Here is a 20,332-nt window from a genome sequence, read left to right as displayed (position 1 = left end):
GATGAGACAAAGGACCCCATTCGCCAGACCCGGCCTACTGGCCTCGGCAGCCCTGGCCCTTGTCCTTGGGCCGCTTGCGGTCGCCGCACAGGAACAGGCCGCCCCGCCAAAGGATCCTGCCGCCGCACTCGAGGATCACAAGACCAAGACGGACAACCGCTATGAGCCCTCGCTGGACAACCTTGCACAGCAGGACGTAGCGGCGCTAGGCGCCCCCGAGGGCATCCCGGCCCTGTCCGACGCCCAATACAACGAAGCCAACAAGATCTATTTCGAACGCTGCGCCGGTTGCCACGGCGTCCTGCGCAAGGGCGCGACCGGCAAGGCGCTGACCCCCGACCTGACCCGCGACCTGGGCTTCGACTACCTGCAAAGCTTCATCACCTACGGCTCGCCGGCGGGGATGCCGAACTGGGGCACCTCGGGCGAGCTGACCGCCGAGCAGGTCGACCTGATGGCGAACTACCTGCTTCTGGACCCGGCCGCGCCACCCGAATTCGGCATGAAGGAGATGCGCGAATCCTGGCAGGTCCATGTGGCGCCGGAAGACCGGCCGACCCAGCAGGAAAACGACTGGGATCTGGAAAACCTGTTCAGCGTCACGCTGCGCGACGCCGGCCAGATCGCGCTGATCGACGGCACCACCTATGAGATCAAGTCGGTTCTCGACACCGGCTATGCGGTGCATATCAGCCGCATGTCCGCCTCGGGCCGCTACCTGTTCGTCATCGGCCGCGACGGCAAGGTCAATATGATCGACCTTTGGATGAAGGAACCCGCCACCGTGGCCGAGATCAAGATCGGCTCGGAAGCGCGTTCCATCGAGACCTCGAAGATGGAGGGCTGGGAGGACAAATACGCCATTGCCGGCGCCTATTGGCCGCCGCAATACGTCATCATGGACGGCGAGACGCTGGAGCCGATGAAGATCCAGTCCACGCGCGGCATGATCTACGACGAGCAGGAATACCACCCCGAGCCGCGCGTGGCGGCGATCCTGGCCAGCCATTACCGGCCCGAGTTCATCGTGAACGTCAAGGAAACGGGCAAGATCCTGCTGGTCGACTACACCGACCTCAAGAACCTCAAGACCACCGAGATCGAGGCAGAACGCTTCCTGCACGACGGCGGCCTGGACGGCTCGCACCGCTACTTCATCACCGCCGCCAACGCCCGCAACAAGCTGGTGGTGATCGACACCAAGGAAGGCAAGCTGGTCGCGATCGAGGATACCGGCGGCCAGACCCCGCATCCGGGCCGCGGCGCGAACTTCGTCCACCCGACCTTCGGGCCGGTCTGGGCGACCTCGCACATGGGCGACGATTCGGTGGCGCTGATCGGCACCGATCCCGAGGGCCATCCCGACAATGCCTGGAAGATCCTGGACAGCTTCCCGGCGCTGGGCGGTGGCTCGCTCTTCATCAAGACGCATCCGAATTCGCAATATCTCTATGTCGACGCCACGCTGAACCCCGAGGCCGAGATCTCGGGCTCGGTCGCGGTCTTCGATACCAAGGCGATGACGGGCGACGGTTCGGACCCGGAGTTCAAGACGCTGCCGATCGCCGAATGGGCCGGCATCGCCGAGGGCCAGCCCCGCGTCGTGCAGGGCGAGTTCAACAAGGACGGCACCGAGGTCTGGTTCAGCGTCTGGAACGGCAAGGACCAGGAATCGGCGCTGGTCGTGGTGGACGACAAGACCCTCGAACTGAAGCACGTCATCAAGGACGAGCGGCTGGTGACCCCCACCGGCAAGTTCAACGTCTACAACACTATGACCGACACCTATTGAGTCGAGCGGTTGCAACCCAGGTGGGGGCGTTCGCGCCCCCGCCCCGGCAGTATTTCAATGGGGGTTCGGACATGGCCGGCAAGACGGTGACGAACGGGGCCGCGCAAGGAAAGGCCGCGCGCAGCGGCGCGGACGGTGCGGTGCGGGGCAAGGCGGGGATGGGCCGGGTCGATCTGATCGGCGCAGGCCCGGGCGACCCGGAATTGCTGACGCTGCGGGCTTTGCGGCTTTTGCAGCAGGCGGATGTGGTGGTGCATGACCGGCTGGTCTCGGACGAGGTGATGGCCTGCATCCCTGCCCATGTCCGGCGCATCCCGGTGGGCAAGGCGGCGGGCTTCCATCCGGTGCCGCAGGAACAGATCAACGCCCTGCTGGTCGAGCTGGGCCTTTCCGGCCTGACCGTGGCGCGGCTCAAGGGCGGCGACCCGACGATCTTCGGCCGCGGCGGCGAGGAGTTCGAGGCCGTGACCCGAGCCGGCATCCCCTGCGACTATGTGCCCGGCATCACCGCGGCGCAGGGGGCGGCGGTCTCGGCCCGCTTTCCGCTGACGCATCGCGGGCTCGCGACCGGGCTGCGCCACGTCACCGGCCATCGGGCGCGGGACGCGGCGCTGGATCTGGACTGGGCCTCGCTCGCCGATCCGCAGACCACGCTGGCCATCTATATGGGCGCGGCGAACATGGCCGAGATCGCGCGCGAGCTGATCCGCCACGGCATGCCGGCCGACCTGCCGGTGCTGGCCGTGTCGCAGGCCAGCACCCCGCAAGAGCAGCGGCTGCACGCGACGCTTCAGGACATCGCCGCCGCCCTTGCGCGCAAGCCCCTGCCGGCGCCGGTGCTGTTCATCGTGGGCCATGTCGCGGCGATGGCCGAGGATTGCGCCCTGCCCCAAGAGCTTTACCGCCCGGAATGGCGGCTGGTGGCGCATGGCTAGGCTGGCGCTCCTGCTGGTGCTTCTGGCGGGGACCGCGGTTGCGGGACCGCCCGATGCCGCGCGGCAGGACGAATTGCGCCATCTGGTGCGCCAGGATTGCGGCTCCTGCCACGGCTTGCGGATGACCGGCGGGCTGGGCCGCCCGATCACGGCGGCGGCACTGGCCGGGCGCGACGTCGAGGACCTGAGCGACGTGATCCTGGACGGCATGCCCGGCACCGCCATGCCCGGCTGGCGCCCGCTGCTGACCGAGGACGATGCGCGCTGGATCGCCGATTACCTTCTGAAGACGGAGACGGAATGATGTTCAAGGCAACTCTCGCCGCCCTCCTGCTGATCGCCGCCCCGGCGCTGGCCGACGAATTGCGCGGCACCGGCGACCTGGGCCTGATCGTCGAGCGCGAGGCGGGCTCGCTGCTGGTCGTGGACCGCAGCGAACGCGCAGCCCTCGGCCGGATCGAGGGCCTGGGCGATCTGTCCCATGCCAGCCTCGTCTATTCCCCCGACGAACGCTTCGCCTATGTCTTCGGCCGCGACGGCGGCTTGACCAAGGTGGACATCCTGACCCGTCAGGTGGTCCACCGCGTGGTGCAGGCCGGCAACTCCATCGGCGGCGCCATCTCGGACGACGGCCGGCTGGTCGCGGTCGCGAATTACGAGCCGGGCGGCGTCAAGGTCTTCGACGCCGAGACGCTGGAGCCAGTGGCGGACGTGCCGATGGGCTCGAAAACCGTGGGCATCGCCGATGCGCCGGGCTCGCGCTTCGTCGTCGCCACCTGGGACACGGGCGAGGTCTGGATCCTCGACCATTCCGCCGATCCCGCGCAGCCGGCGATCACCAGGCTGGAGGGCATCGGCGCCAATCCCTATGACGCGCTGCTGACCGGCGACGGGCGGCACTATATCGTCGGGCTTTTCGGCGAAAAGGGGCTGACGCAGGTCGATCTGTGGCAGGATCCGCCCAAGGTCACGCGCTTCCTGCCCGATTACGGCAAGGACCAGCCCGACCTGCCGGTCTACAAGATGCCGCATCTGCAGGGCTGGACGCTGGCCGACGGGGTCTTTGCCCTGCCCGCCGTGGGGCTGCACCAACTGCTTTGGGTCGATGCCGACGGGCTGGCCGAGATCGCCCGCACCGACCTGGCCGGCCAGCCGGTCTTTGCGCTGGCCCGTCCCGACAAGCGTGAGGTCTGGGTGAATTTCGCCCCGCCCGACAACGACAAGCTGCAGGTGGTCGATGTGCTGACCCATGAGGTCCTGGACACGCTGACCCCCGGCAAGGGCGTGCTGCACATGGAATTCGCCCCGCGCGGCCGCGAGGTCTGGCTGTCGGTCCGCGACGAGAACCGGATCGAGATCCGCGACACCCGCACCCGCGAGGTCCTGGGCGAGATCGAGGCGCGCGCGCCCTCGGGGATATTCTTCACCGACCGCGCGCATCGGACGGGGCTATGACGATGGACGACCTGGACCTGCGCCTGCTCGACGGCTTCCAGCGCGACCTGCCGCTGGAGCCCCGGCCCTTTGCCGCCATGGCCACGCGCCTTGGCACCGGCGAAGCCGAGGTGATCGCCCGTCTCGTGCGCCTGCGCGACGAGGGTATCGTTTCGCGCATCGGCGCCACCTGCCGGCCGAACACCGCCGGCGCCTCGACGCTGGCCGCGCTGCGGGTGCCCGCCCCGCGCGTGGACGAGATCGCAGCACTGGTCGGGGCCGAGCCGGGCGTCAACCACTCCTATCTGCGCGAGGGCGACTGGAACCTGTGGTTCGTCGCCACCGCCCCCGATACGGCGGCGCTGGCCGAAAGCCTTGTCCGGATCGAGGCGGCGACGGGGCTTGCCGTGCTGTCCCTGCCGCTTGTGCGCGCCTTCAACATCGACCTGGGCTTTCCGCTGATCGGCCCGCGCCGCGCCATGGCACTGGACCGGCCCGCCGACCTGGATGCCCTGCGCCCACGCGACAAGGCGCTGATGCAGGCGCTTTCCTCCGGGCTGGCGCTGGTCCCGCGCCCCTTCGTCGCGCTGGGACAGGCGCTGCACCGCAGCGAGGCCGAGGTGATCTCGCGCATCCGCGCGCTGGCCGAGGCGCGCATCCTGACCCGCGTCGGCGTGATCGTGAAGCACCGCGCGCTTGGCTGGACCCAGAACGCCATGGTGGTCTGGCGCCTGCCCGAAGCGGCCGTCGAGGCGGCCGGCACCGCGCTGGCCGGAGTTCCCGGCGTGACGCTGTGCTATCAGCGTCGCTGCGTGCCCGGGTTGTGGGACTGGCCGCTGTTCTGCATGATCCACGCCCGCTCGCACGCCGAGGCGATGGAGGTGCTGGCCGAGGCCCGCGCCCTGCCGGAGTTGCAGGAGGTCCCGCATCGCATCCTGTTTTCGACGCGCTGCTTTCGCCAGCGCGGCGCCACCATCGCCGAGGTAGCCGCATGAGACGCCAGACCCTGCCGCCCGAGGCGCTGGACGACACCGACCGCGCCATCCTGAACAACCTGCAAGAGGGGTTTCCGCTGACCCCCCGCCCCTTCGACGACGCCGGCGCGGCGCTCGGCCTGACCGGAACCGCACTGATCGGGCGGCTGGAACGGCTGCGCGAGATCGGCGCCATCACCCGCTTCGGCCCCTTCTACGACGCCGCGGCGATGGGCGGGGCCTTCTGCCTTTGCGCGCTCTCCGCGCCCGAGGCGGATTTCGACCGCATCGCCGATCTGGTCAACGCCCATCCCGAGGTCGCGCACAACTATGCCCGCGACCATGCACTGAACATGTGGTTCGTGCTCGCCACCGCCACGCCCGAAGGCATTGCCGAAATCGCCGAGCGGATCGAGGCCGAGACCGGGCTGACCGTCTGGCGCTTTCCCAAACTGCGGGAATTCTTCATCGGCTTTAGGGTGGCGGCATGACGGCGCCGGACGATACCGACCGCCGGCTGATCGCCGCGACGCAAGCCGGGTTGCCGCTGGTCGAGGCGCCCTATGCCCGCATCGCCGCCGATCTGGGCGTGTCCGAAACGCAGGTCATCGCCCGGCTGTCGGCCCTGAATGCGCAGGGCGTGATCCGCCGCATCGCCATCGCGCCCAATCATTACGCGCTGGGAATGACCGCGAATGGCATGAGCGTCTGGGACGTGGACGACGCGCAGGCGGAAGCCCTGGGCGAAAAGGTCGGCGCGCTGGATTTCGTGACGCATTGCTATCTGCGCCCGCGCGCGCCGGTCTGGCGCTACAACCTGTTCGCCATGCTGCACGGCCAAAGCCGGGCCGAGGTCGAGGAAAAGCGCGCGCAGGTCCGCGCCCTGCTCGGCCCCGCCTGCCGGGCCGACGACATCCTCTATTCCACCCGGATTCTGAAAAAGACCGGCCTGCGCCTGAAGGACGGCTAAGAAAGGCAAAGCCATGTTCCGCCTGACCCAATATATGCAGCAGCTTCTGGACCCCTCGCCGCCGCGCCGCCGGACACGGCCGGGTACGGTCCGCCCGGTGGTGATCTGGAACCTGACGCGCAGCTGCAACCTGAAATGCCGCCATTGCTATACCGTCTCGGCCGACCGGCCGTTTCCGGGCGAGCTGACGCATGAGCAGGCCATGGCCGTGCTGCGCGACCTGTCGGATTTCCGTATCCCGGCCCTGATCCTGTCGGGGGGCGAGCCGATGTCGCGCTTCGACTTCTGGGAACTGGCCGAGGAGGCGCGGAGGCTCGATTTCCGCCACCTGTCGCTGTCCACCAACGGCACCAGGATCAATGCCCAGAACGTGGACCGGCTGGCCGGGCTGGGCTTCGACTATGTCGGCATCTCGCTGGATGGGATCGACGCGGTGAACGACTGGTTCCGCGGCGTCGAGGGTGCCTTCGACCAGGCGCTGGCCGGCGTGCGGGCCTGCAAGGCGCAAGGCGTCAAGGTCGGCCTGCGCTTTACCATCACCGAGGGCAACGCCCATCACCTGCCCGCCATGCTGGACCTGTGCCGCGACGAGGGCGTGGACAAGTTCTATCTGTCGCATCTGGTCTATGCCGGCCGCGGCGACAAGCACCGGGGCGAGGATACCGAACATGCCCGCACCCGCCGCGCCATGGAGCTGCTGATCGCCCGCGCCTGGGAGGCGGTGGAGCGGGCCGAACCGCTGGAGGTCGTGACCGGCAACAACGATGCCGATGCGGTCTATTTCCTGCGCTGGGCCGAGACGCGCTTTCCGCCGGCAGCCGTCGCCCATCTGCGCGCGCATCTGGAGGCGTGGGGCGGCAACTCCTCGGGCCTGGGCGTCGGCAATATCGACCCGCAGGGCAAGGTCCATCCCGACACCTACTGGTCGGACTACACGCTGGGCTCGGTCAAGGAGCGGCCGTTCTCGGCGATCTGGACCGGGGACGACCCGATCCTGGCCACGCTGCGCACCCGGCCGCGGCCGCTGAAGGGGCGCTGCGGCGCCTGCGCCTATCAGGCGGTCTGCGGCGGCAATACCCGCATCCGGGCGCTGCAACTGACCGGCGATCCATGGGCCGAGGATCCGGCCTGCTATCTCTCGGGCTCCGAGATCGGCGCAGAAGGTGCTGACCTGGACCGCCTTGCCGTCACGCCTTTCCGGGGAAAAAGCCATGATCCGGCCCACCGCTTTCTTTAGCCTGCTGCTCGCCCTGCCGCTGACGGCCCATGCCGACCCGGCCGCCGACTATGCCGAGCATTGCGCCGCCTGCCATGGCGAGGACCGCTTGGGCGGCACCGGCCCGGCGCTGATCCCCGAAACGCTGGGCCGGGTGCGAGGCATCGACACGGTGATCGCCCAAGGCCGGGTCTCGACCCAGATGGAGGGCTTTGCCGACCGGCTTTCGCCGGAATCCATCACCGCGCTGGTGGACTACGTCACCGCACCGTTGGACCACCGCCCGGACTGGAGCGCCGAACAGATCGCCGCCAGCCGCGAGATGAATCCCGACTACCAGCCGGCGGAAAAGCCGGTCTTTGCCGCCGATCCGCTGAACATCACGCTGGTGGTGGAGACCGGCGACCATCACGTCAGCGTGCTGGACGGCGACACGTTCGAGGTGCTGGCCCGCTTCGCCACCCCCTTTGCTGTGCATGGCGGGCCGAAATTCAGCCCCGACGGGCGCTTCGTCTACATCATGTCGCGCGACGGCTGGGTGCAGAAATACGATATCTGGTCGCTGGCAGAAGTCGGCCGCATCCGCGCCGCGCTGAACAGCCGCAACATCGCCATCAGCCCGGACGGCCAGCGCATCGCGGTGGCGAACTATCTGCCGGAAAGCCTGACCATCCTCGATTCGGACCTGAACCCGCTGCGACTGATCGCCACGCAGGTCGACGGCACCCCCAGCCGGGTCAGCGCCGTCTATCAGGCGCCGCAGCGCCACAGCTTCGTGCTGGCGCTGAAGGACGCGCCCGAAATCTGGGAGGTCGCGACGACCGACCTGTCCATCCGCCGCATCCCCATCGACGAGCCGCTGGACGATTTCTTCTTCTCGCCCGACTATCGGCAGTTGATCGGCGCCAACCGCGACGGCGACAAGGGCGTGGCAATCGACCTGGACGACGGGCACAAGGTGGCGGAACTGCCCCTGCCCGGCATGCCGCATCTGGGCTCGGGCATCACCTGGGAACGGGACGGCCGCCGCGTCATGGCCACCCCGCATCTGGGCGAGGGCGTGCTTTCGGTCATCGACATGCAGGACTGGAGCCTGGTCAAGCAGATCAAGACGAGCGGCCCTGGCTTTTTCCTGCGCGGCCATGCCACCAGCCCCTATGTCTGGGCGGATGTGTTCTTTGGCCCGCACAAGGACGAGATGCACGTCATCGACAAGCAGACGCTCGAGATCGTCAAGACGCTCGCGCCCTTTCCCGGCCAGACATTCGCCCATAGCGAATTCACCCGCGACGGCAGCCATGTGCTGGTTTCGCTTTGGGAGGACGAGGGCGCTGTCGTGATCTATGATGCGAAAACGCTGGACGAGGTGAAGCGGCTGCCGATGCGCAAGCCTTCGGGGAAATACAATGTCTGGAACAAGATCACCTTCGAGGACGGAACCAGCCACTGACGGCTGGCCGGTCTGGAAACTGGCGCTGCTGTTCTATCCCTTCGCGGCGGCGGCGGTCTGGATCAACCTGTTCATGCTGTCGCTGCTGGCCAGCTGGATCGGCCTGCCGGTGCTGGCGCCCATCCGGGCGGCCGGTGCCGCGCTGGTGCTGGGCGTGCCGGCGGCCTGGGCCTCGGGCCGCTGGATCCGCGGCCTGATGGACCGCGCCCGGCCGCGCAACTGACCTCTTTCGCCGACCCAAAAGGCCCGTGCATTCCACCGGCACAAGGGCTGCGGACAGGTCGCCTCATATCATAATTAGAAATTATCATTCAAATTAAAATTTATAAATTACAATAATTCAGAAAGCTGTTAGAACCTGTCGCAAGAGGATATGCAGATTCGCAGGGGCCACACGCTGCGGTTGCATGACAGCCACATTCCGCACCCGGTATCTGCGTCGCCCCCGGTGACGCGACCCAGCAAAAGGAGAGCTATCATGGACGGAAACGATATCAGGAGCACCGGCAAATGCCCGGTGATGCATGGCGGTAACACCGCGATGGGCAGCTCGGTCACGGCCTGGTGGCCCAATGCGCTGAACCTCGACATCCTGCACCAGCACGACAGCAAGACCAATCCGCTGGGCCAGGACTTCAACTATAGCGAAGAGCTGAAAAAGCTGGACGTCGAGGCGCTGAAGGCCGACCTGCGCGCGCTGATGACCGACAGCCAGGACTGGTGGCCGGCCGACTGGGGCAGCTATGTCGGCATGTTCGCCCGCACCGCCTGGCACATGGCCGGTTCCTACCGGACCAGCGACGGCCGTGGCGGCGCCAATACCGGCAACCAGCGCTTTGCGCCGCTGAACAGCTGGCCGGACAACGTCAACACCGACAAGGGCCGCCGCCTGCTGTGGCCGATCAAGAAGAAATACGGCAACAAGATCTCCTGGGCCGACCTGATCGTGCTGGCCGGCACCGTCGCCTACGAGGCCGCGGGCCTCAAGACCTATGGCTTCGCCTTCGGCCGCGAGGATATCTGGCACCCCGAAAAGGACACCTACTGGGGCGAGGAAAAGGAATGGCTGGCCCCCAGCGACAGCCGCTATGGCGACGTGACCAAGGCCGAAACGCTGGCCAACCCGCTGGCCGCCGTGCAGATGGGCCTGATCTACGTCAACCCCGAGGGGGTGAACGGCAAGTCCGACCCGCAGGCCACCGCCTACCAGATGCGCGAGACCTTTGCCCGCATGGGCATGAACGATGAGGAAACCGTGGCGCTGACCGCCGGCGGCCACACCGTCGGCAAGTGCCACGGCAACGGCAATGTCACCGACCTCAGCCCCGATCCCGAGGCCGCCGGGCCGGAGTTCCAGGGCCTGGGCTGGATGAACACCAAGGGCCGCGGCATCGGGCGCAACACCATGGTCTCGGGCCTGGAAGGCGCCTGGACGACCCACCCGACGCAATGGGACAACGGCTTCTTCGAAATGCTGTTCAAGCATGAATGGACGCTGACCCACAGCCCGGCGGGCGCCTCGCAATGGGAACCGATCACCATTGCCGAAGAGGACAAGCCGGCCGATGTCGAGGATCCCTCGATCCGCCACATGCCGATGATGACCGATGCCGACATGGCGCTGAAGGTGGACCCGATCTATCGCGAGATCTCGCTGCGCTTCATGAACGACTTCGAGGCGTTCAGCGACGCCTTCGCCCGCGCCTGGTTCAAGCTGACCCATCGCGACATGGGGCCGAAGGCGCGCTACCTGGGCCCGGACGTCCCGGCCGAGGACCTGGTCTGGCAAGACCCGATCCCCGCCGGCCGCAGCGACTACGACGTGGCGGCGGTCAAGGCCCGGATCGCGGCTTCGGGGCTCAGCGCCTCGGATCTGGTCGCCACCGCCTGGGACAGCGCGCGGACCTATCGCGGCTCGGACCATCGCGGCGGCGCCAACGGCGCGCGCATCCGCCTGGCCCCGCAGAAGGACTGGGAAGGCAACGAGCCCCAGCGCCTGGCCCGCGTGCTGTCGGTGCTTGAACCCATCGCGGCCGAGACCGGCGCAAGCCTTGCCGACGTCATCGTGCTGGGCGGCAACCTGGGCGTGGAGCAGGCCGCGAAAGCCGCCGGCTTCGACATCGAGGTGCCCTTCGCACCGGGTCGCGGCGATTCAACGGCCGAGCAGACCGATGCCGCGTCCTTCGACGTGCTCGAACCGCTGGCCGACGGTTTCCGCAACTGGCAGAAGCAGGACTATGTCGTCAGCCCCGAGGAAATGCTGCTGGACCGCGCCCAGCTCATGGGTCTGACCGCCCCCGAGATGACCACGCTGATCGGCGGGCTGCGGGTGATCGGCACCAACCATGGCGGCACCAAGCATGGCGTGTTCACCCAGCGCAAGGGTGCGCTGACGAACGACTTCTTCGTGACGCTGACCGACATGGCCAACAACTGGGTGCCGGTGGGCAACAACCTCTATGAGATCCGCGACCGCAAGACCGGGGCGACCAGATACACCGCGACCCGCGTGGACCTGGTGTTCGGCTCGAACTCGATCCTGCGCGCCTATGCCGAGGTCTATGCCCAGGACGACAATGCCGGGAAATTCGTGCGCGATTTCGTGGCAGCCTGGACCAAGGTGATGAACGCCGACCGCTTCGACCTGGCGGCCTGATCAGGTTTCCTGTCCCCGTGGGCGAGGGATCGCCCCGGGGAGACCAGTTGTGGTAACGATTGCTGCCCGTGGACCGGAAACGGTTCACGGGCGTTTTGCCGTCGGATGGCCCGCCTGCCGCGGGGCCGGCCGGGATCAGAGAAAGCTTTGCGGATCGATATCCACCGCCAGCCGCAGGTTGCTGGGCGGTTTGGGTGCCGACGCCAGCCACTCGGCGATCGCGCCCTGCACCGGCGCCTGGCGCGGCGCACGGATCAGCATCCGCACCCGATAGCGCGCGCGGATGCGGGCGATGGGTGCGGGGGCCGGGCCGAACAGCTCGGCACCGATGGCGCGCAGGGGCTCGGCGCGGCGAGCCAGTTCGCGGGCGTAATCCTCGACCACCGGCTGGTCGGGATGCGACAGGATGATCCCCGCCAGCCGGCCAAAGGGCGGCATGCCCGCCGCCTGGCGCGCCACGGCCTCGGCATCCCAGAACGCCTCGTCCTCGCCCGACAGGATGGCGCGGATCACCGGATGGTCGGGCTGATGGGTCTGGAGCAGCGCCAGCCCCCGCGCATCGCCGCCCTCGCGCCCGGCCCGTCCCGCCACCTGCCGCATCAGCTGGAAGCTGCGCTCGGCCGCGCGCAGGTCGGCGCCCTGCAGGCCAAGGTCGGCGTCGATCACGCCCACCAGCGTCAGGCGGGGGAAATTGTGCCCCTTGGCGACGATCTGCGTGCCGATGATGATGTCGGTGCTGCCCGCCCCGATCTCGGCGATCGCCTCTTTCAGCGCGCGGGCCGAATGGAACAGGTCCGAGGACAGGACCGTCGCCTTCGCCTCGGGGAACCGCTCGGCCACCTCCTCGGCCAGCCGTTCCACCCCCGGCCCGATGGCGGTCATCTTGCCCTCGACCCCGCAGCTTGGGCAGGCGTTCGGGATCGGCTTGGTCGCGCCGCATTGATGGCAGACCAGGCGGTTCTGGAAGCGATGCTCGACCATGCGAGCGTCGCAATGGTCGCAGCCGATCTGCTGGCCGCAGGCCCGGCAGGCAGTGATCGGCGCATAGCCGCGCCGGTTCAGGAACAACAGCGACTGCTCCCCGCGTTCCTTGCGCGCGCGGATCTCGGCGGCAAGGCGGGGGCTGATCCAGCGGCCCCTCTCCATCTCCTGCTGGCGCAGGTCGATGGTGCCCATCTCGGGCAGGTCGGCCGTGCCATAGCGCGCCCTCAGGTCGAGGCGGCGGTATTTCCCCGATCCCGCATTCACCCAGCTTTCGACCGAGGGCGTGGCCGAGGCCAGCACCACCTGCGCAGCTTCGACGCTGGCGCGCAGCACCGCCATGTCGCGGGCGCTGTAATAGACCGCATCCTCCTGCTTGTAGCTGGAATCGTGCTCTTCATCGACGACGATCAGGCCCAGGTCGGCAAAGGGCAGGAACAGCGCCGAACGCGCGCCCACCACCAGCCCGACATGGTTTTGCGCCGCCATGGTCCACAGCCGCCGGCGTTCCGTGCGGGTGATGCCCGAATGCCATTCGCCGGGCCGGGCACCGAAGCGCGCCTCGACCCGGTCGAGGAACTCGGCCGACAGCGCGATCTCGGGCAGCAGCACCAGCGCCTGCCGACCCTGGCGCAGGCATTCCGCGACGGCCTCAAGATAAACCTCGGTCTTGCCCGAGCCGGTAACGCCGCGCAGCAACGTAGTGCCATAGGCGTGGCTCTTCAGCGCATCGCGCAGGGTCTCCGCCGCCTCGGCCTGATCCTCGGCCAGCGGCTTGCCCGGCAGGCCGGGGTCCAGTCGCGGATAGGGCACATCGCGCGGCGCCAGCACCTCGGCCAGCGTGCCGGCCTTGACCAGCCCCTGCACCACCGATGCGCTGACCCCGGCCAGCTGCGCCAGCTCGCCCGGCGCGAAACCGGCGCCGCCGTGATCCTCGATTACCCGCAGCACGGCGGCGCGGGCATCGGTCATGCGCGCGGGCGGCGGCCCCGCGCGATGGATGATGCGCCGGGCCGAGGGCGGCTGGTCCAGGTCCGGTGCCCGCGTCGCCATGCGCAAAAGCAAGGGCAGCGGCGTCAGCGTGTATTCGCCCATGCGGATCAGGAACTCGATCATCCCCGGCGTCAGCGGCGGCGCGTCGATCAGCCGCGCCACCGGCCGCAGCCTCGCCGCATCGAAATCGCCGATCCCCGGCCCCCAGACCGCGCCCATCACCCGGCGCGGACCCAGCGGCACGACGACAAGCTGGCCCAGCCGCACGCCCCCCTCGGGCGCAAGATAGTCGAGCACCCCGACCACCTCTTGCGTCAGCACCGCGATGCGCGCGCCATGGGGATAGAAAAGCGGCGGGGACATCTCAGAGCGGCAGCGAAGCCCAGCCGATCAGCAGCAGCAGCGGCCAGTTGCCGACCAGGAACGGACCGGCGGCCAGGGCCGGCAGCAGGGCGACGAGATCGGGCTGAAAGGCTTCCAAGGCATTTCTCCTGCAACGATGGCGGATAAACGTGCCCCCAGGGGCCCGCCACTAGTGGCATGGCGGCGCACCGCCCCGCAAGTCGGCGCCGCCATGCCGCGCGGCCCGGACTTCACGCGCCGGCTGTTATGCGCTAAACCCACGGCAAAACCGCAAGAAGGGCTTCCCCGCATGAAATTCTTTGTTGATACCGCCGACGTCGCCGCCATCCGCGAGCTGAACGACCTTGGCATGGTGGACGGCGTCACCACCAACCCGTCGCTGATCCTGAAATCGGGCCGCGACATCCTTGAGGTCACCAAGGAAATCTGCGACATCGTCGAGGGCCCGGTCAGCGCCGAAGTCGTCGCAAGCAAGGCCGGGGACATGATCCGCGAGGGCGAGCATCTGGTGAAGATCGCCCCGAACATCACCGTCAAGGTGCCGCTGACCTGGGACGGGCTCAGGGCCTGCAAGGTGCTGTCGTCGCAGGGACACAAGGTCAACGTGACGCTGTGCTTCTCGGCCGCGCAGGCGATCCTGGCCGCCAAGGCCGGCGCCACCTTCATCAGCCCCTTCATCGGCCGGCTCGACGACATCAACTTCGACGGCATGGAACTGATCGCCCAGATCCGCGAGATCTATGACAATTACGACTTCCAGACCCAGATCCTGGCGGCCTCGATCCGCTCGGTGAACCACATCACCGACGCCGCCCGCATCGGCGCCGACGTGATCACCGCGCCGCCCGCCGTCATCAAGGCGATGGCGAATCACGTGCTGACCGACAAGGGCCTGGAACAGTTCAACGCCGACTGGGCCAAGACCGGGCAGAAGATCGTCTGATGAGCCAGGAGCCCGCGGCCGAACTGACCGAGGAGATCCGCGCCCGGCTGCTTGCCCGGCCCGAGCTCATCCTCTCCGACCGCGACCTGATGCGCGCGCTGATCGGCGCGCGCGAGGCCGAGGTGGGCGAGAACGTCATCGACATCCGCGGCCGCGCCATGCAGGCGCTGGAATCGCGGCTCGACCGGCTGGAGGCCGCGCATGAATCGGTGATCTCGGCCGCCTATGACAACCAGTCGGGGATGAACACCATCCACCGCGCCGTGCTGTCGCTGCTGGAACCGATGGATTTCGAGGAGTTCCTGGAAAACCTCGACATCGCGGTCGCGCCGATCCTGCGGGTGGAAACCTTGCGGCTGGTGATGGAATCGGGCGGTGCGATACCCGAGCCGGAAGACGGCGGCCCGCTGGTGATCGCCCCCGCCGGCACGGTGGCCGGGCTGATCTCGGGCGGGCGGCGGATGCCGCGCGGCGACGACATCGTGCTGCGCCGCGCCGTGCCCGAGACCCTGCCCTTTCATGGCGAGGCCCGGGCCCCGATCCGCTCCGAGGCGCTCTTGCCCATCGACCTCGGCCCCGGCCGCTTCCCGGCGCTGCTGCTCATGGGTTCGGCCGATATCGGGCGCTTCAACCCCGCCCAGGGCACGGATCTCCTGCGCTTCTTCGGCCAGGCGTTCCGGCTGGTGCTGATTTCCTGGCTCAGGAAATGACCGGCGGGGCCGAGCTTTTGGCGCTGGCCCCGGCCATGGCCGACAATCTCGAGCGTTGGCTGGCCAGCGAGCGGGCTGCGCGCGACCGCTCGGACCACACGATCCGCGCCTATCAGGCCGACCTGCTGGCCTTCCTGACCTTCCTCGGCAGCTATCACGGCACGCCCGCCCTGCCCGCGACGCTGGCCGGGCTGACGCAGACCGACATGCGCGCCTTTGCCGCCGCCGAGCGCGGGCGGGGGCTTTCGGCTCGCTCGCTCGCGCGGAGGCTCTCGGCCACACGCAGCTTCATCCGCTGGATGTCGGACCGGCACGGCTTCGACGCTTCCAGGGCGCTGGCCTCGCGCGGGCCGAAATACACCCGCTCGCTGCCTCGCCCACTGGCGCCGGAACAGGCGCAGGACGTGCTGGAAATCACCGGCAGCACCCATCCCGAAGCCTGGATCGCGACCCGCGACGCGGCGGTGCTGACGCTGCTCTGGGGCTGCGGGCTGCGCATCTCCGAGGCGCTGGGGCTGAACGGCGCCGACTGGCCGCTGCGCGAGGCGCTGACCATCCGCGGCAAGGGCGGGCGCGAAAGGCAGGTGCCGGTCCTGCCCATCGCGCGCGAGGCCATCGCCGATTACCTGCGCCTCTGCCCCTATCCGCTGCAAGCCAAGGCTCCGCTGTTTCGCGGCGCTCGTGGCGGTCGGCTCAGCCCGACGCTGATCTCGGGCGCGATGCGACAGGCAAGACAGGTGCTGGGCCTGCCGCCGACCGCGACCCCGCATGCGCTGCGCCACTCCTTCGCCACGCATCTGCTGACTGCGGGCGGCGATCTGCGCACGATCCAGGAACTCCTGGGCCATGCCAGCTTGTCCACGACCCAGGTCTATACCGGCGTGGACGACGCCCACCTGCTGGCGGTCTATCGCGCCGCCCACCCCCGCGCCTGAGCGCCTTCACCGTTTCCCCAATACCCATGCGGCACCCATGCAGCCGCGCGACCGGCACAGGCCGCGCCAGCCTCTCGCCAAGGTTTCTTCGTTCCCCAAATACTCATGCGACCCCACCGCCCGGGCCGGCTTTACATTTCCCGCACGGCCCCGCAAAGGGGCGGCATGTTCGAACTCTCCCTCGACCTCGTGCTGCTGCTGGCCGGCGCCGCATTCGCCGCCGGCTTCGTCGATGCCATCGCCGGCGGAGGCGGGTTGATCACCGTCCCCGCCCTGATGCTGGCCGGCCTGCCCCCGGCGCAGGCGCTGGCCACCAACAAGGTGCAGGGCGTCTTCGGTGCGGCGACTGCGGCGATCTCCTATGCCCGGCGCGGGTTGGTGGACCTGCGCCAGCAGACCGGCGCGGCGGCGGTGGCATTCGCGGCCGGGCTTTGCGGCGCGCTGCTGGTGACATGGCTCCCGGCGCAGGCGTTGCGCTATGGCTTGCCGGTGGTGCTGATCGGCATCGCCGCGTTCTTCGCCCTGCGACCGGGACTGGACGATACCGACCGCATGCGCCGCATCGCCCCCGCGGCCTTTACCGCCACGGTCGTTCCCATCGTCGCCTTTTACGACGGGCTGGTCGGGCCGGGCACGGGTTCCTTCTTCATGCTGGGCTTCGTCATGCTGGCGGGCTACGGCATCCTCAAGGCAACGGCGCACACGAAGCTGCTGAACTTCGCCTCGAACCTGGGCGGGCTGGTCGCCTTTGCCGCTGTGGGCAAGCCGCTCTGGCTGGTCGGCGCAGTCATGGCACTGGCGCAGATCGGCGGCGCCATGCTGGGCGCACGACTGGCGATGCGAACCGGAGCGCGGGTCATCAAGCCGCTGCTGGTCGTGACCTCGACCGCACTGGCACTGCGGCTGATCTGGCAGCTTCTGTAAAGGACGAAACCTGGCCCAAGCCGCAACGGCCGGGGTCTCAGCTTGGAAAACCCCCGGCGCGGCGCAGCTCGCCCGTGGCCAGCCCGCGCCAGTTGCGCAAGGGTCCGGTCAGGTATTTCTGCACCACCGGATGGCCTTCCTCCAGCAGCCCCAGATGCACCATCAGCGCGGTGATCGCCGCTTCGGCACCGCGCGTGCCGCCATCCGCGACCTTCAGCGCGATCCCCAGCCCCCGCTCGGGAACGATGCCGACAAAGACCGCCTCGGCCCCGGTCTTGACCGCGGCGCGACCCTTCATGGCGCGCATCAGCTCGGTGCAGGCCCGCCCTTCGCCGGCGACCAGGTCGGGATGGGCCAGCATCGCCTCGACCAGGCGCCGCTGCGCGCGGCCTCGCACCCCGGCCCCCGGCTGGGCGAAGCCGGCCATGGCATGGGACAGCCCCTCGATCGTGCAGGCGAAATTCGGCGCCGAGCAACCGTCGATGCCCCAGCCGGTGGCGGTCTCGCCGGTCACCTCCTCGAAGGCGCGGCGCACGGCGCGCTGCACGGGATGATCGATCTCGACATATTCCGGGCCGGCCTTCATGTGCCGCTTGAGCGTCAGGAAGCCGGCATGCTTGCCCGAGCAGTTGTTGTGGATCTGGCAGGGGTTTTCGTCCGAACAGGTCAGCCGCTTGCGCTCGGCCGGGTCGTTGGGCATATGCGCGCCGCAGCGCAGGTCCTCCTCATCCAGCCCCAGGCCGGACAGCCAGGCCGCGACCCGCTCGGTATGGATGCGGGCGCCGTTATGGCTGGCGCAGGCCAGCGCCAGATGCTCGCTTCCCAGCCCCGCCGCATCGGCCGCGCCGCTCTCGACCAGCGGCAGCGCCTGCACCATCTTGCAGGACGAGCGCGGATAGATCACCGCACCCGGATCGCCCCAGGCCTCGACGATGCCGTTCGCATCCGAAATCACCACATGGCCCAGATGGGTGCTCTCGCGCATGCCGCCACGCCACAATTCGATGAGTCTGGCTGCGGTCATGGTCGCTTTTCCTCTGACAATCGCGCGATTTTCCGCGAACGGGGGTTTTTCACGGCTTCCTTTTCGCATTATCTTGCCGCCAGATGGTTGAAAACACCACCGTCATCGGCAACAAGCCGGAACAAACCGGACCATGGCAGGAGGCCAGAGCATGTTGAAATTCGCGCCGCGCGCCGCAGCGGCAGCCGCCGCACTCGCGATCGCCGCGTCTTCGCCGGTCCTGGCCCAGGACTCGACGAATGTAGTCGGGACCGAGGGCGACTGGACCGTCTTCTCGGCGAACAGCCCCAAGGAATGCTGGGCCGTGTCGGCACCGAAATCCACCCAGAACCTTGACGCGAGCGGCAAGCCCAAGGAGGTGACGCGCGGCGACATCCGGCTTTATGTCGCCTATCGCCCCGGCCAGTCGGGCGAGGTCTCGTTCTCGGGCGGCTATCCCTTCGCCCCGGATTCGGCGGTCGAGGTGAATATCGGCGGCAACGTCTTCAAGCTGTTCACCGAGGGCGAAAGCGCCTGGACCGGCTCGCCGGCCGACGACGCCAAGCTGGTCTCGGCGCTGCGCGCGGGCTCTTCGGCCGTGATCACCGGCCGCTCGGCACGGGGCACGGTGACCAAAGACACCTTCAGCCTGTCCGGCATCACCGCCGCGACCAACAAGGCGCAGGCCGCCTGCAAATAGGCCGCACCTGCCGGAACCGATACGAACAGGGGCGCGAGCCCCTGTTTTCTTTTGGGCCGTCTTGCCCTATATAGGCCCATTGCCCCCTCGCCCGGACATCCAGCCATGAACGCCGCCCCGATCACCCAGGACCTGCTGACCATCCCGCGCAAGCTGCCCGAGACGGCAGGCAGGAACCTCGTCGGCCTGACCCGCGAGCAGTTGCACGAGGCACTGATCCAGGCCGGCACGCCGGAAAGGCAGGCCAGGATGCGTGTGGGCCAGATCTGGCAATGGATCTATCACTGGGGCGTGCGCGATTTCGCGCAGATGACCAACCTGGCCAAGGACTATCGCGCCCTGCTGGCGGAAAACTTCGAGATCGCGCTGCCCGAGATCGTCACCCGCCAGATCAGCGCCGACGGCACCCGCAAATACCTGCTGCGCATCAGCGGCGGGCACGAGGTCGAGACCGTCTATATCCCCGAGGAGAACCGCGGCACGCTTTGCATCTCGTCCCAGGTGGGTTGCACGCTGACCTGCTCGTTCTGCCACACCGGCACGCAGAAGCTGGTGCGCAACCTGACGGCGGGCGAGATCGTCGGCCAGGTCATGGTCGCCCGCGACGACCTGGGCGAATGGCCCAAGCCCGGCGCGCCCAAGGACGAGACGCGACTGGTCTCGAACGTGGTGCTGATGGGCATGGGCGAGCCGCTCTACAATTTCGACAATGTCCGCGACGCGATGAAGGTGGTGATGGACGGCGAGGGCATCAGCCTGTCGCGCCGCCGCATCACGCTGTCGACCAGCGGCATCGTCCCCGAGATCGCCAAGACCGCCGAGGAGATCGGCTGCCTTCTGGCCGTCAGCTTCCACGCCACCACCGACGAGACCCGCGACAAGCTGGTTCCGGTGAACCGCAAGTGGAACATCGAGACGCTGCTCAATGCGCTGCGCGAATATCCGCGCCTGTCGAACTCGGAACGCATCACCTTTGAATATGTCATGCTGGACGGGGTGAACGACAGCGACGAGGATGCGCGGCGGCTGGTCCGGCTGATCCGCGGCATCCCAGCCAAGGTGAACCTGATCCCCTTCAACGAATGGCCCGGCTCGCCCTATCGCCGCTCCGGCTGGGAGCGGATCGAGGCTTTCGCCGACATCGTCCACAAGGCCGGCTATGCCTCGCCCATCCGCACCCCGCGCGGCGAGGACATCATGGCCGCCTGCGGCCAGCTGAAATCCGCGACCGAGCGCGGCCGCAAGACCGCCGCCCAGATCGCCGCCGAGGCCCGCGCCTGAGGCTTTTCTGCAGGTGCTTGCGGCTTGGTCGCATGAGTATTTGAAGAACGAAGAAGCGTGGACGCGCGCCGA

19 protein-coding genes are annotated in these 20,332 nt (G+C 68.2%); 17 read left to right on the top strand and 2 right to left on the bottom strand.

What is annotated here, in order from left to right:
• Window position 1 precedes the first annotated feature (1 nt).
• From BLT64_RS07860 to katG, 11 genes are all read left to right on the top strand, one after another.
• A complete protein-coding gene (locus BLT64_RS07860) occupies window positions 2-1,792 on the top strand; it encodes a nitrite reductase (protein ID WP_011748767.1) in 1,791 nt (596 codons plus the stop codon).
• Between the two features lie 71 nt (window positions 1,793-1,863).
• Window positions 1,864-2,727, top strand: a complete 864-nt coding sequence (gene cobA / locus BLT64_RS07855; protein ID WP_011748768.1) for a uroporphyrinogen-III C-methyltransferase — start codon at window positions 1,864-1,866, stop codon at window positions 2,725-2,727.
• Window positions 2,720-3,031 (top strand): c-type cytochrome, encoded by a 312-nt coding sequence (locus tag BLT64_RS07850; protein WP_011748769.1) that lies wholly within the window; start codon window positions 2,720-2,722, stop codon window positions 3,029-3,031. Before cobA ends, BLT64_RS07850 begins: the two co-directional genes overlap by 8 nt.
• The gene (locus BLT64_RS07845) at window positions 3,028-4,182 is read left to right on the top strand and encodes a cytochrome D1 domain-containing protein (protein ID WP_011748770.1); all 1,155 of its coding nucleotides are present in this window, start codon (window positions 3,028-3,030) and stop codon (window positions 4,180-4,182) included. Before BLT64_RS07850 ends, BLT64_RS07845 begins: the two co-directional genes overlap by 4 nt.
• 2 nt (window positions 4,183-4,184) lie before the next feature.
• Window positions 4,185-5,156, top strand: coding sequence for a siroheme decarboxylase subunit beta (ahbB, locus tag BLT64_RS07840; protein ID WP_011748771.1), 972 nt, complete (start codon window positions 4,185-4,187; stop codon window positions 5,154-5,156).
• Window positions 5,153-5,626: an Lrp/AsnC family transcriptional regulator gene (locus BLT64_RS07835; protein WP_011748772.1), complete on the top strand. Its 474-nt coding sequence runs from the start codon at window positions 5,153-5,155 to the stop codon at window positions 5,624-5,626. Before ahbB (BLT64_RS07840) ends, BLT64_RS07835 begins: the two co-directional genes overlap by 4 nt.
• Complete coding sequence (ahbB, locus tag BLT64_RS07830) at window positions 5,623-6,105, top strand: siroheme decarboxylase subunit beta (RefSeq protein ID WP_011748773.1); 483 nt, start codon at window positions 5,623-5,625, stop codon at window positions 6,103-6,105. The genes BLT64_RS07835 and ahbB (BLT64_RS07830) overlap by 4 nt, the downstream gene beginning before the upstream one ends.
• Before the next feature lie 13 nt (window positions 6,106-6,118).
• Window positions 6,119-7,342 (top strand): heme d1 biosynthesis radical SAM protein NirJ, encoded by a 1,224-nt coding sequence (gene nirJ / locus BLT64_RS07825; RefSeq protein ID WP_011748774.1) that lies wholly within the window; start codon window positions 6,119-6,121, stop codon window positions 7,340-7,342.
• Window positions 7,317-8,771, top strand: a complete 1,455-nt coding sequence (locus tag BLT64_RS07820; RefSeq protein WP_011748775.1) for a nitrite reductase — start codon at window positions 7,317-7,319, stop codon at window positions 8,769-8,771. The genes nirJ and BLT64_RS07820 overlap by 26 nt, the downstream gene beginning before the upstream one ends.
• Window positions 8,728-8,994 carry a hypothetical protein gene (locus BLT64_RS07815; RefSeq protein WP_011748776.1) on the top strand — a complete coding sequence of 89 codons (267 nt, stop codon included), beginning with the start codon at window positions 8,728-8,730 and terminating at the stop codon, window positions 8,992-8,994. The genes BLT64_RS07820 and BLT64_RS07815 overlap by 44 nt, the downstream gene beginning before the upstream one ends.
• A 255-nt stretch (window positions 8,995-9,249) precedes the next feature.
• On the top strand, window positions 9,250-11,427 hold the full coding sequence (katG, locus tag BLT64_RS07810) for a catalase/peroxidase HPI (RefSeq protein ID WP_011748777.1): 2,178 nt from the start codon (window positions 9,250-9,252) through the stop codon (window positions 11,425-11,427).
• A 135-nt stretch (window positions 11,428-11,562) separates the two neighbouring features.
• Here katG and BLT64_RS07805 read toward each other — a convergent pair whose 3' ends face one another.
• Window positions 11,563-13,764, bottom strand: a complete 2,202-nt coding sequence (locus BLT64_RS07805; RefSeq protein WP_011748778.1) for a primosomal protein N' — start codon at window positions 13,762-13,764, stop codon at window positions 11,563-11,565.
• A 289-nt stretch (window positions 13,765-14,053) separates the two neighbouring features.
• Here BLT64_RS07805 and fsa point away from each other — a divergent pair, with 289 nt between their 5' ends.
• From fsa to BLT64_RS07785, 4 genes are all read left to right on the top strand, one after another.
• Entirely contained in the window at window positions 14,054-14,707 is a 654-nt protein-coding gene (gene fsa, locus BLT64_RS07800; RefSeq protein ID WP_011748779.1) for a fructose-6-phosphate aldolase, read from the top strand.
• Entirely contained in the window at window positions 14,707-15,417 is a 711-nt protein-coding gene (locus BLT64_RS07795; protein WP_011748780.1) for a DUF484 family protein, read from the top strand. The genes fsa and BLT64_RS07795 overlap by 1 nt, the downstream gene beginning before the upstream one ends.
• Window positions 15,414-16,352 carry a tyrosine recombinase XerC gene (locus tag BLT64_RS07790; RefSeq protein ID WP_011748781.1) on the top strand — a complete coding sequence of 313 codons (939 nt, stop codon included), beginning with the start codon at window positions 15,414-15,416 and terminating at the stop codon, window positions 16,350-16,352. The genes BLT64_RS07795 and BLT64_RS07790 overlap by 4 nt, the downstream gene beginning before the upstream one ends.
• 165 nt (window positions 16,353-16,517) lie before the next feature.
• On the top strand, window positions 16,518-17,276 hold the full coding sequence (locus tag BLT64_RS07785) for a TSUP family transporter (RefSeq protein ID WP_011748782.1): 759 nt from the start codon (window positions 16,518-16,520) through the stop codon (window positions 17,274-17,276).
• A gap of 37 nt (window positions 17,277-17,313) precedes the next feature.
• Here the strand turns inward: BLT64_RS07785 and BLT64_RS07780 are convergent, their stop codons facing one another.
• Window positions 17,314-18,300 (bottom strand): asparaginase, encoded by a 987-nt coding sequence (locus tag BLT64_RS07780; protein ID WP_011748783.1) that lies wholly within the window; start codon window positions 18,298-18,300, stop codon window positions 17,314-17,316.
• Window positions 18,301-18,451: 151 nt separating this feature from the next.
• Between BLT64_RS07780 and BLT64_RS07775 the strand changes: the two genes are divergently transcribed.
• The gene (locus BLT64_RS07775) at window positions 18,452-18,979 is read left to right on the top strand and encodes an invasion associated locus B family protein (protein ID WP_011748784.1); all 528 of its coding nucleotides are present in this window, start codon (window positions 18,452-18,454) and stop codon (window positions 18,977-18,979) included.
• A 105-nt stretch (window positions 18,980-19,084) separates the two neighbouring features.
• Window positions 19,085-20,260 carry a dual-specificity RNA methyltransferase RlmN gene (gene rlmN / locus BLT64_RS07770; protein ID WP_011748785.1) on the top strand — a complete coding sequence of 392 codons (1,176 nt, stop codon included), beginning with the start codon at window positions 19,085-19,087 and terminating at the stop codon, window positions 20,258-20,260.
• The last annotated feature ends 72 nt before the right edge of the window (window positions 20,261-20,332 follow it).

The sequence above is a fragment of the Paracoccus denitrificans genome (assembly GCF_900100045.1).
GTDB classification, from domain to species: domain Bacteria; phylum Pseudomonadota; class Alphaproteobacteria; order Rhodobacterales; family Rhodobacteraceae; genus Paracoccus; species Paracoccus denitrificans.
Note: the sequence above shows the minus strand (reverse complement) of the source record. Positions and strands in the feature narration are given on the sequence as shown.

Coding starts and splice junctions, on each gene's coding strand:
- ahbB (WP_011748773.1), top strand. CDS start 5,623: ATGACGGCGCCGGACGATACCGACCGCCGGCTGATCGCCGCGACGCAA.
- cobA (WP_011748768.1), top strand. CDS start 1,864: ATGGCCGGCAAGACGGTGACGAACGGGGCCGCGCAAGGAAAGGCCGCG.
- katG (WP_011748777.1), top strand. CDS start 9,250: ATGGACGGAAACGATATCAGGAGCACCGGCAAATGCCCGGTGATGCAT.
- BLT64_RS07835 (WP_011748772.1), top strand. CDS start 5,153: ATGAGACGCCAGACCCTGCCGCCCGAGGCGCTGGACGACACCGACCGC.
- BLT64_RS07780 (WP_011748783.1), bottom strand. CDS start 18,300: ATGACCGCAGCCAGACTCATCGAATTGTGGCGTGGCGGCATGCGCGAG.
- BLT64_RS07785 (WP_011748782.1), top strand. CDS start 16,518: ATGTTCGAACTCTCCCTCGACCTCGTGCTGCTGCTGGCCGGCGCCGCA.
- BLT64_RS07795 (WP_011748780.1), top strand. CDS start 14,707: ATGAGCCAGGAGCCCGCGGCCGAACTGACCGAGGAGATCCGCGCCCGG.
- BLT64_RS07775 (WP_011748784.1), top strand. CDS start 18,452: ATGTTGAAATTCGCGCCGCGCGCCGCAGCGGCAGCCGCCGCACTCGCG.
- BLT64_RS07815 (WP_011748776.1), top strand. CDS start 8,728: ATGTCTGGAACAAGATCACCTTCGAGGACGGAACCAGCCACTGACGGC.
- rlmN (WP_011748785.1), top strand. CDS start 19,085: ATGAACGCCGCCCCGATCACCCAGGACCTGCTGACCATCCCGCGCAAG.
- fsa (WP_011748779.1), top strand. CDS start 14,054: ATGAAATTCTTTGTTGATACCGCCGACGTCGCCGCCATCCGCGAGCTG.
- nirJ (WP_011748774.1), top strand. CDS start 6,119: ATGTTCCGCCTGACCCAATATATGCAGCAGCTTCTGGACCCCTCGCCG.
- BLT64_RS07790 (WP_011748781.1), top strand. CDS start 15,414: ATGACCGGCGGGGCCGAGCTTTTGGCGCTGGCCCCGGCCATGGCCGAC.
- ahbB (WP_011748771.1), top strand. CDS start 4,185: ATGGACGACCTGGACCTGCGCCTGCTCGACGGCTTCCAGCGCGACCTG.
- BLT64_RS07805 (WP_011748778.1), bottom strand. CDS start 13,764: ATGTCCCCGCCGCTTTTCTATCCCCATGGCGCGCGCATCGCGGTGCTG.
- BLT64_RS07845 (WP_011748770.1), top strand. CDS start 3,028: ATGATGTTCAAGGCAACTCTCGCCGCCCTCCTGCTGATCGCCGCCCCG.
- BLT64_RS07820 (WP_011748775.1), top strand. CDS start 7,317: ATGATCCGGCCCACCGCTTTCTTTAGCCTGCTGCTCGCCCTGCCGCTG.
- BLT64_RS07850 (WP_011748769.1), top strand. CDS start 2,720: ATGGCTAGGCTGGCGCTCCTGCTGGTGCTTCTGGCGGGGACCGCGGTT.
- BLT64_RS07860 (WP_011748767.1), top strand. CDS start 2: ATGAGACAAAGGACCCCATTCGCCAGACCCGGCCTACTGGCCTCGGCA.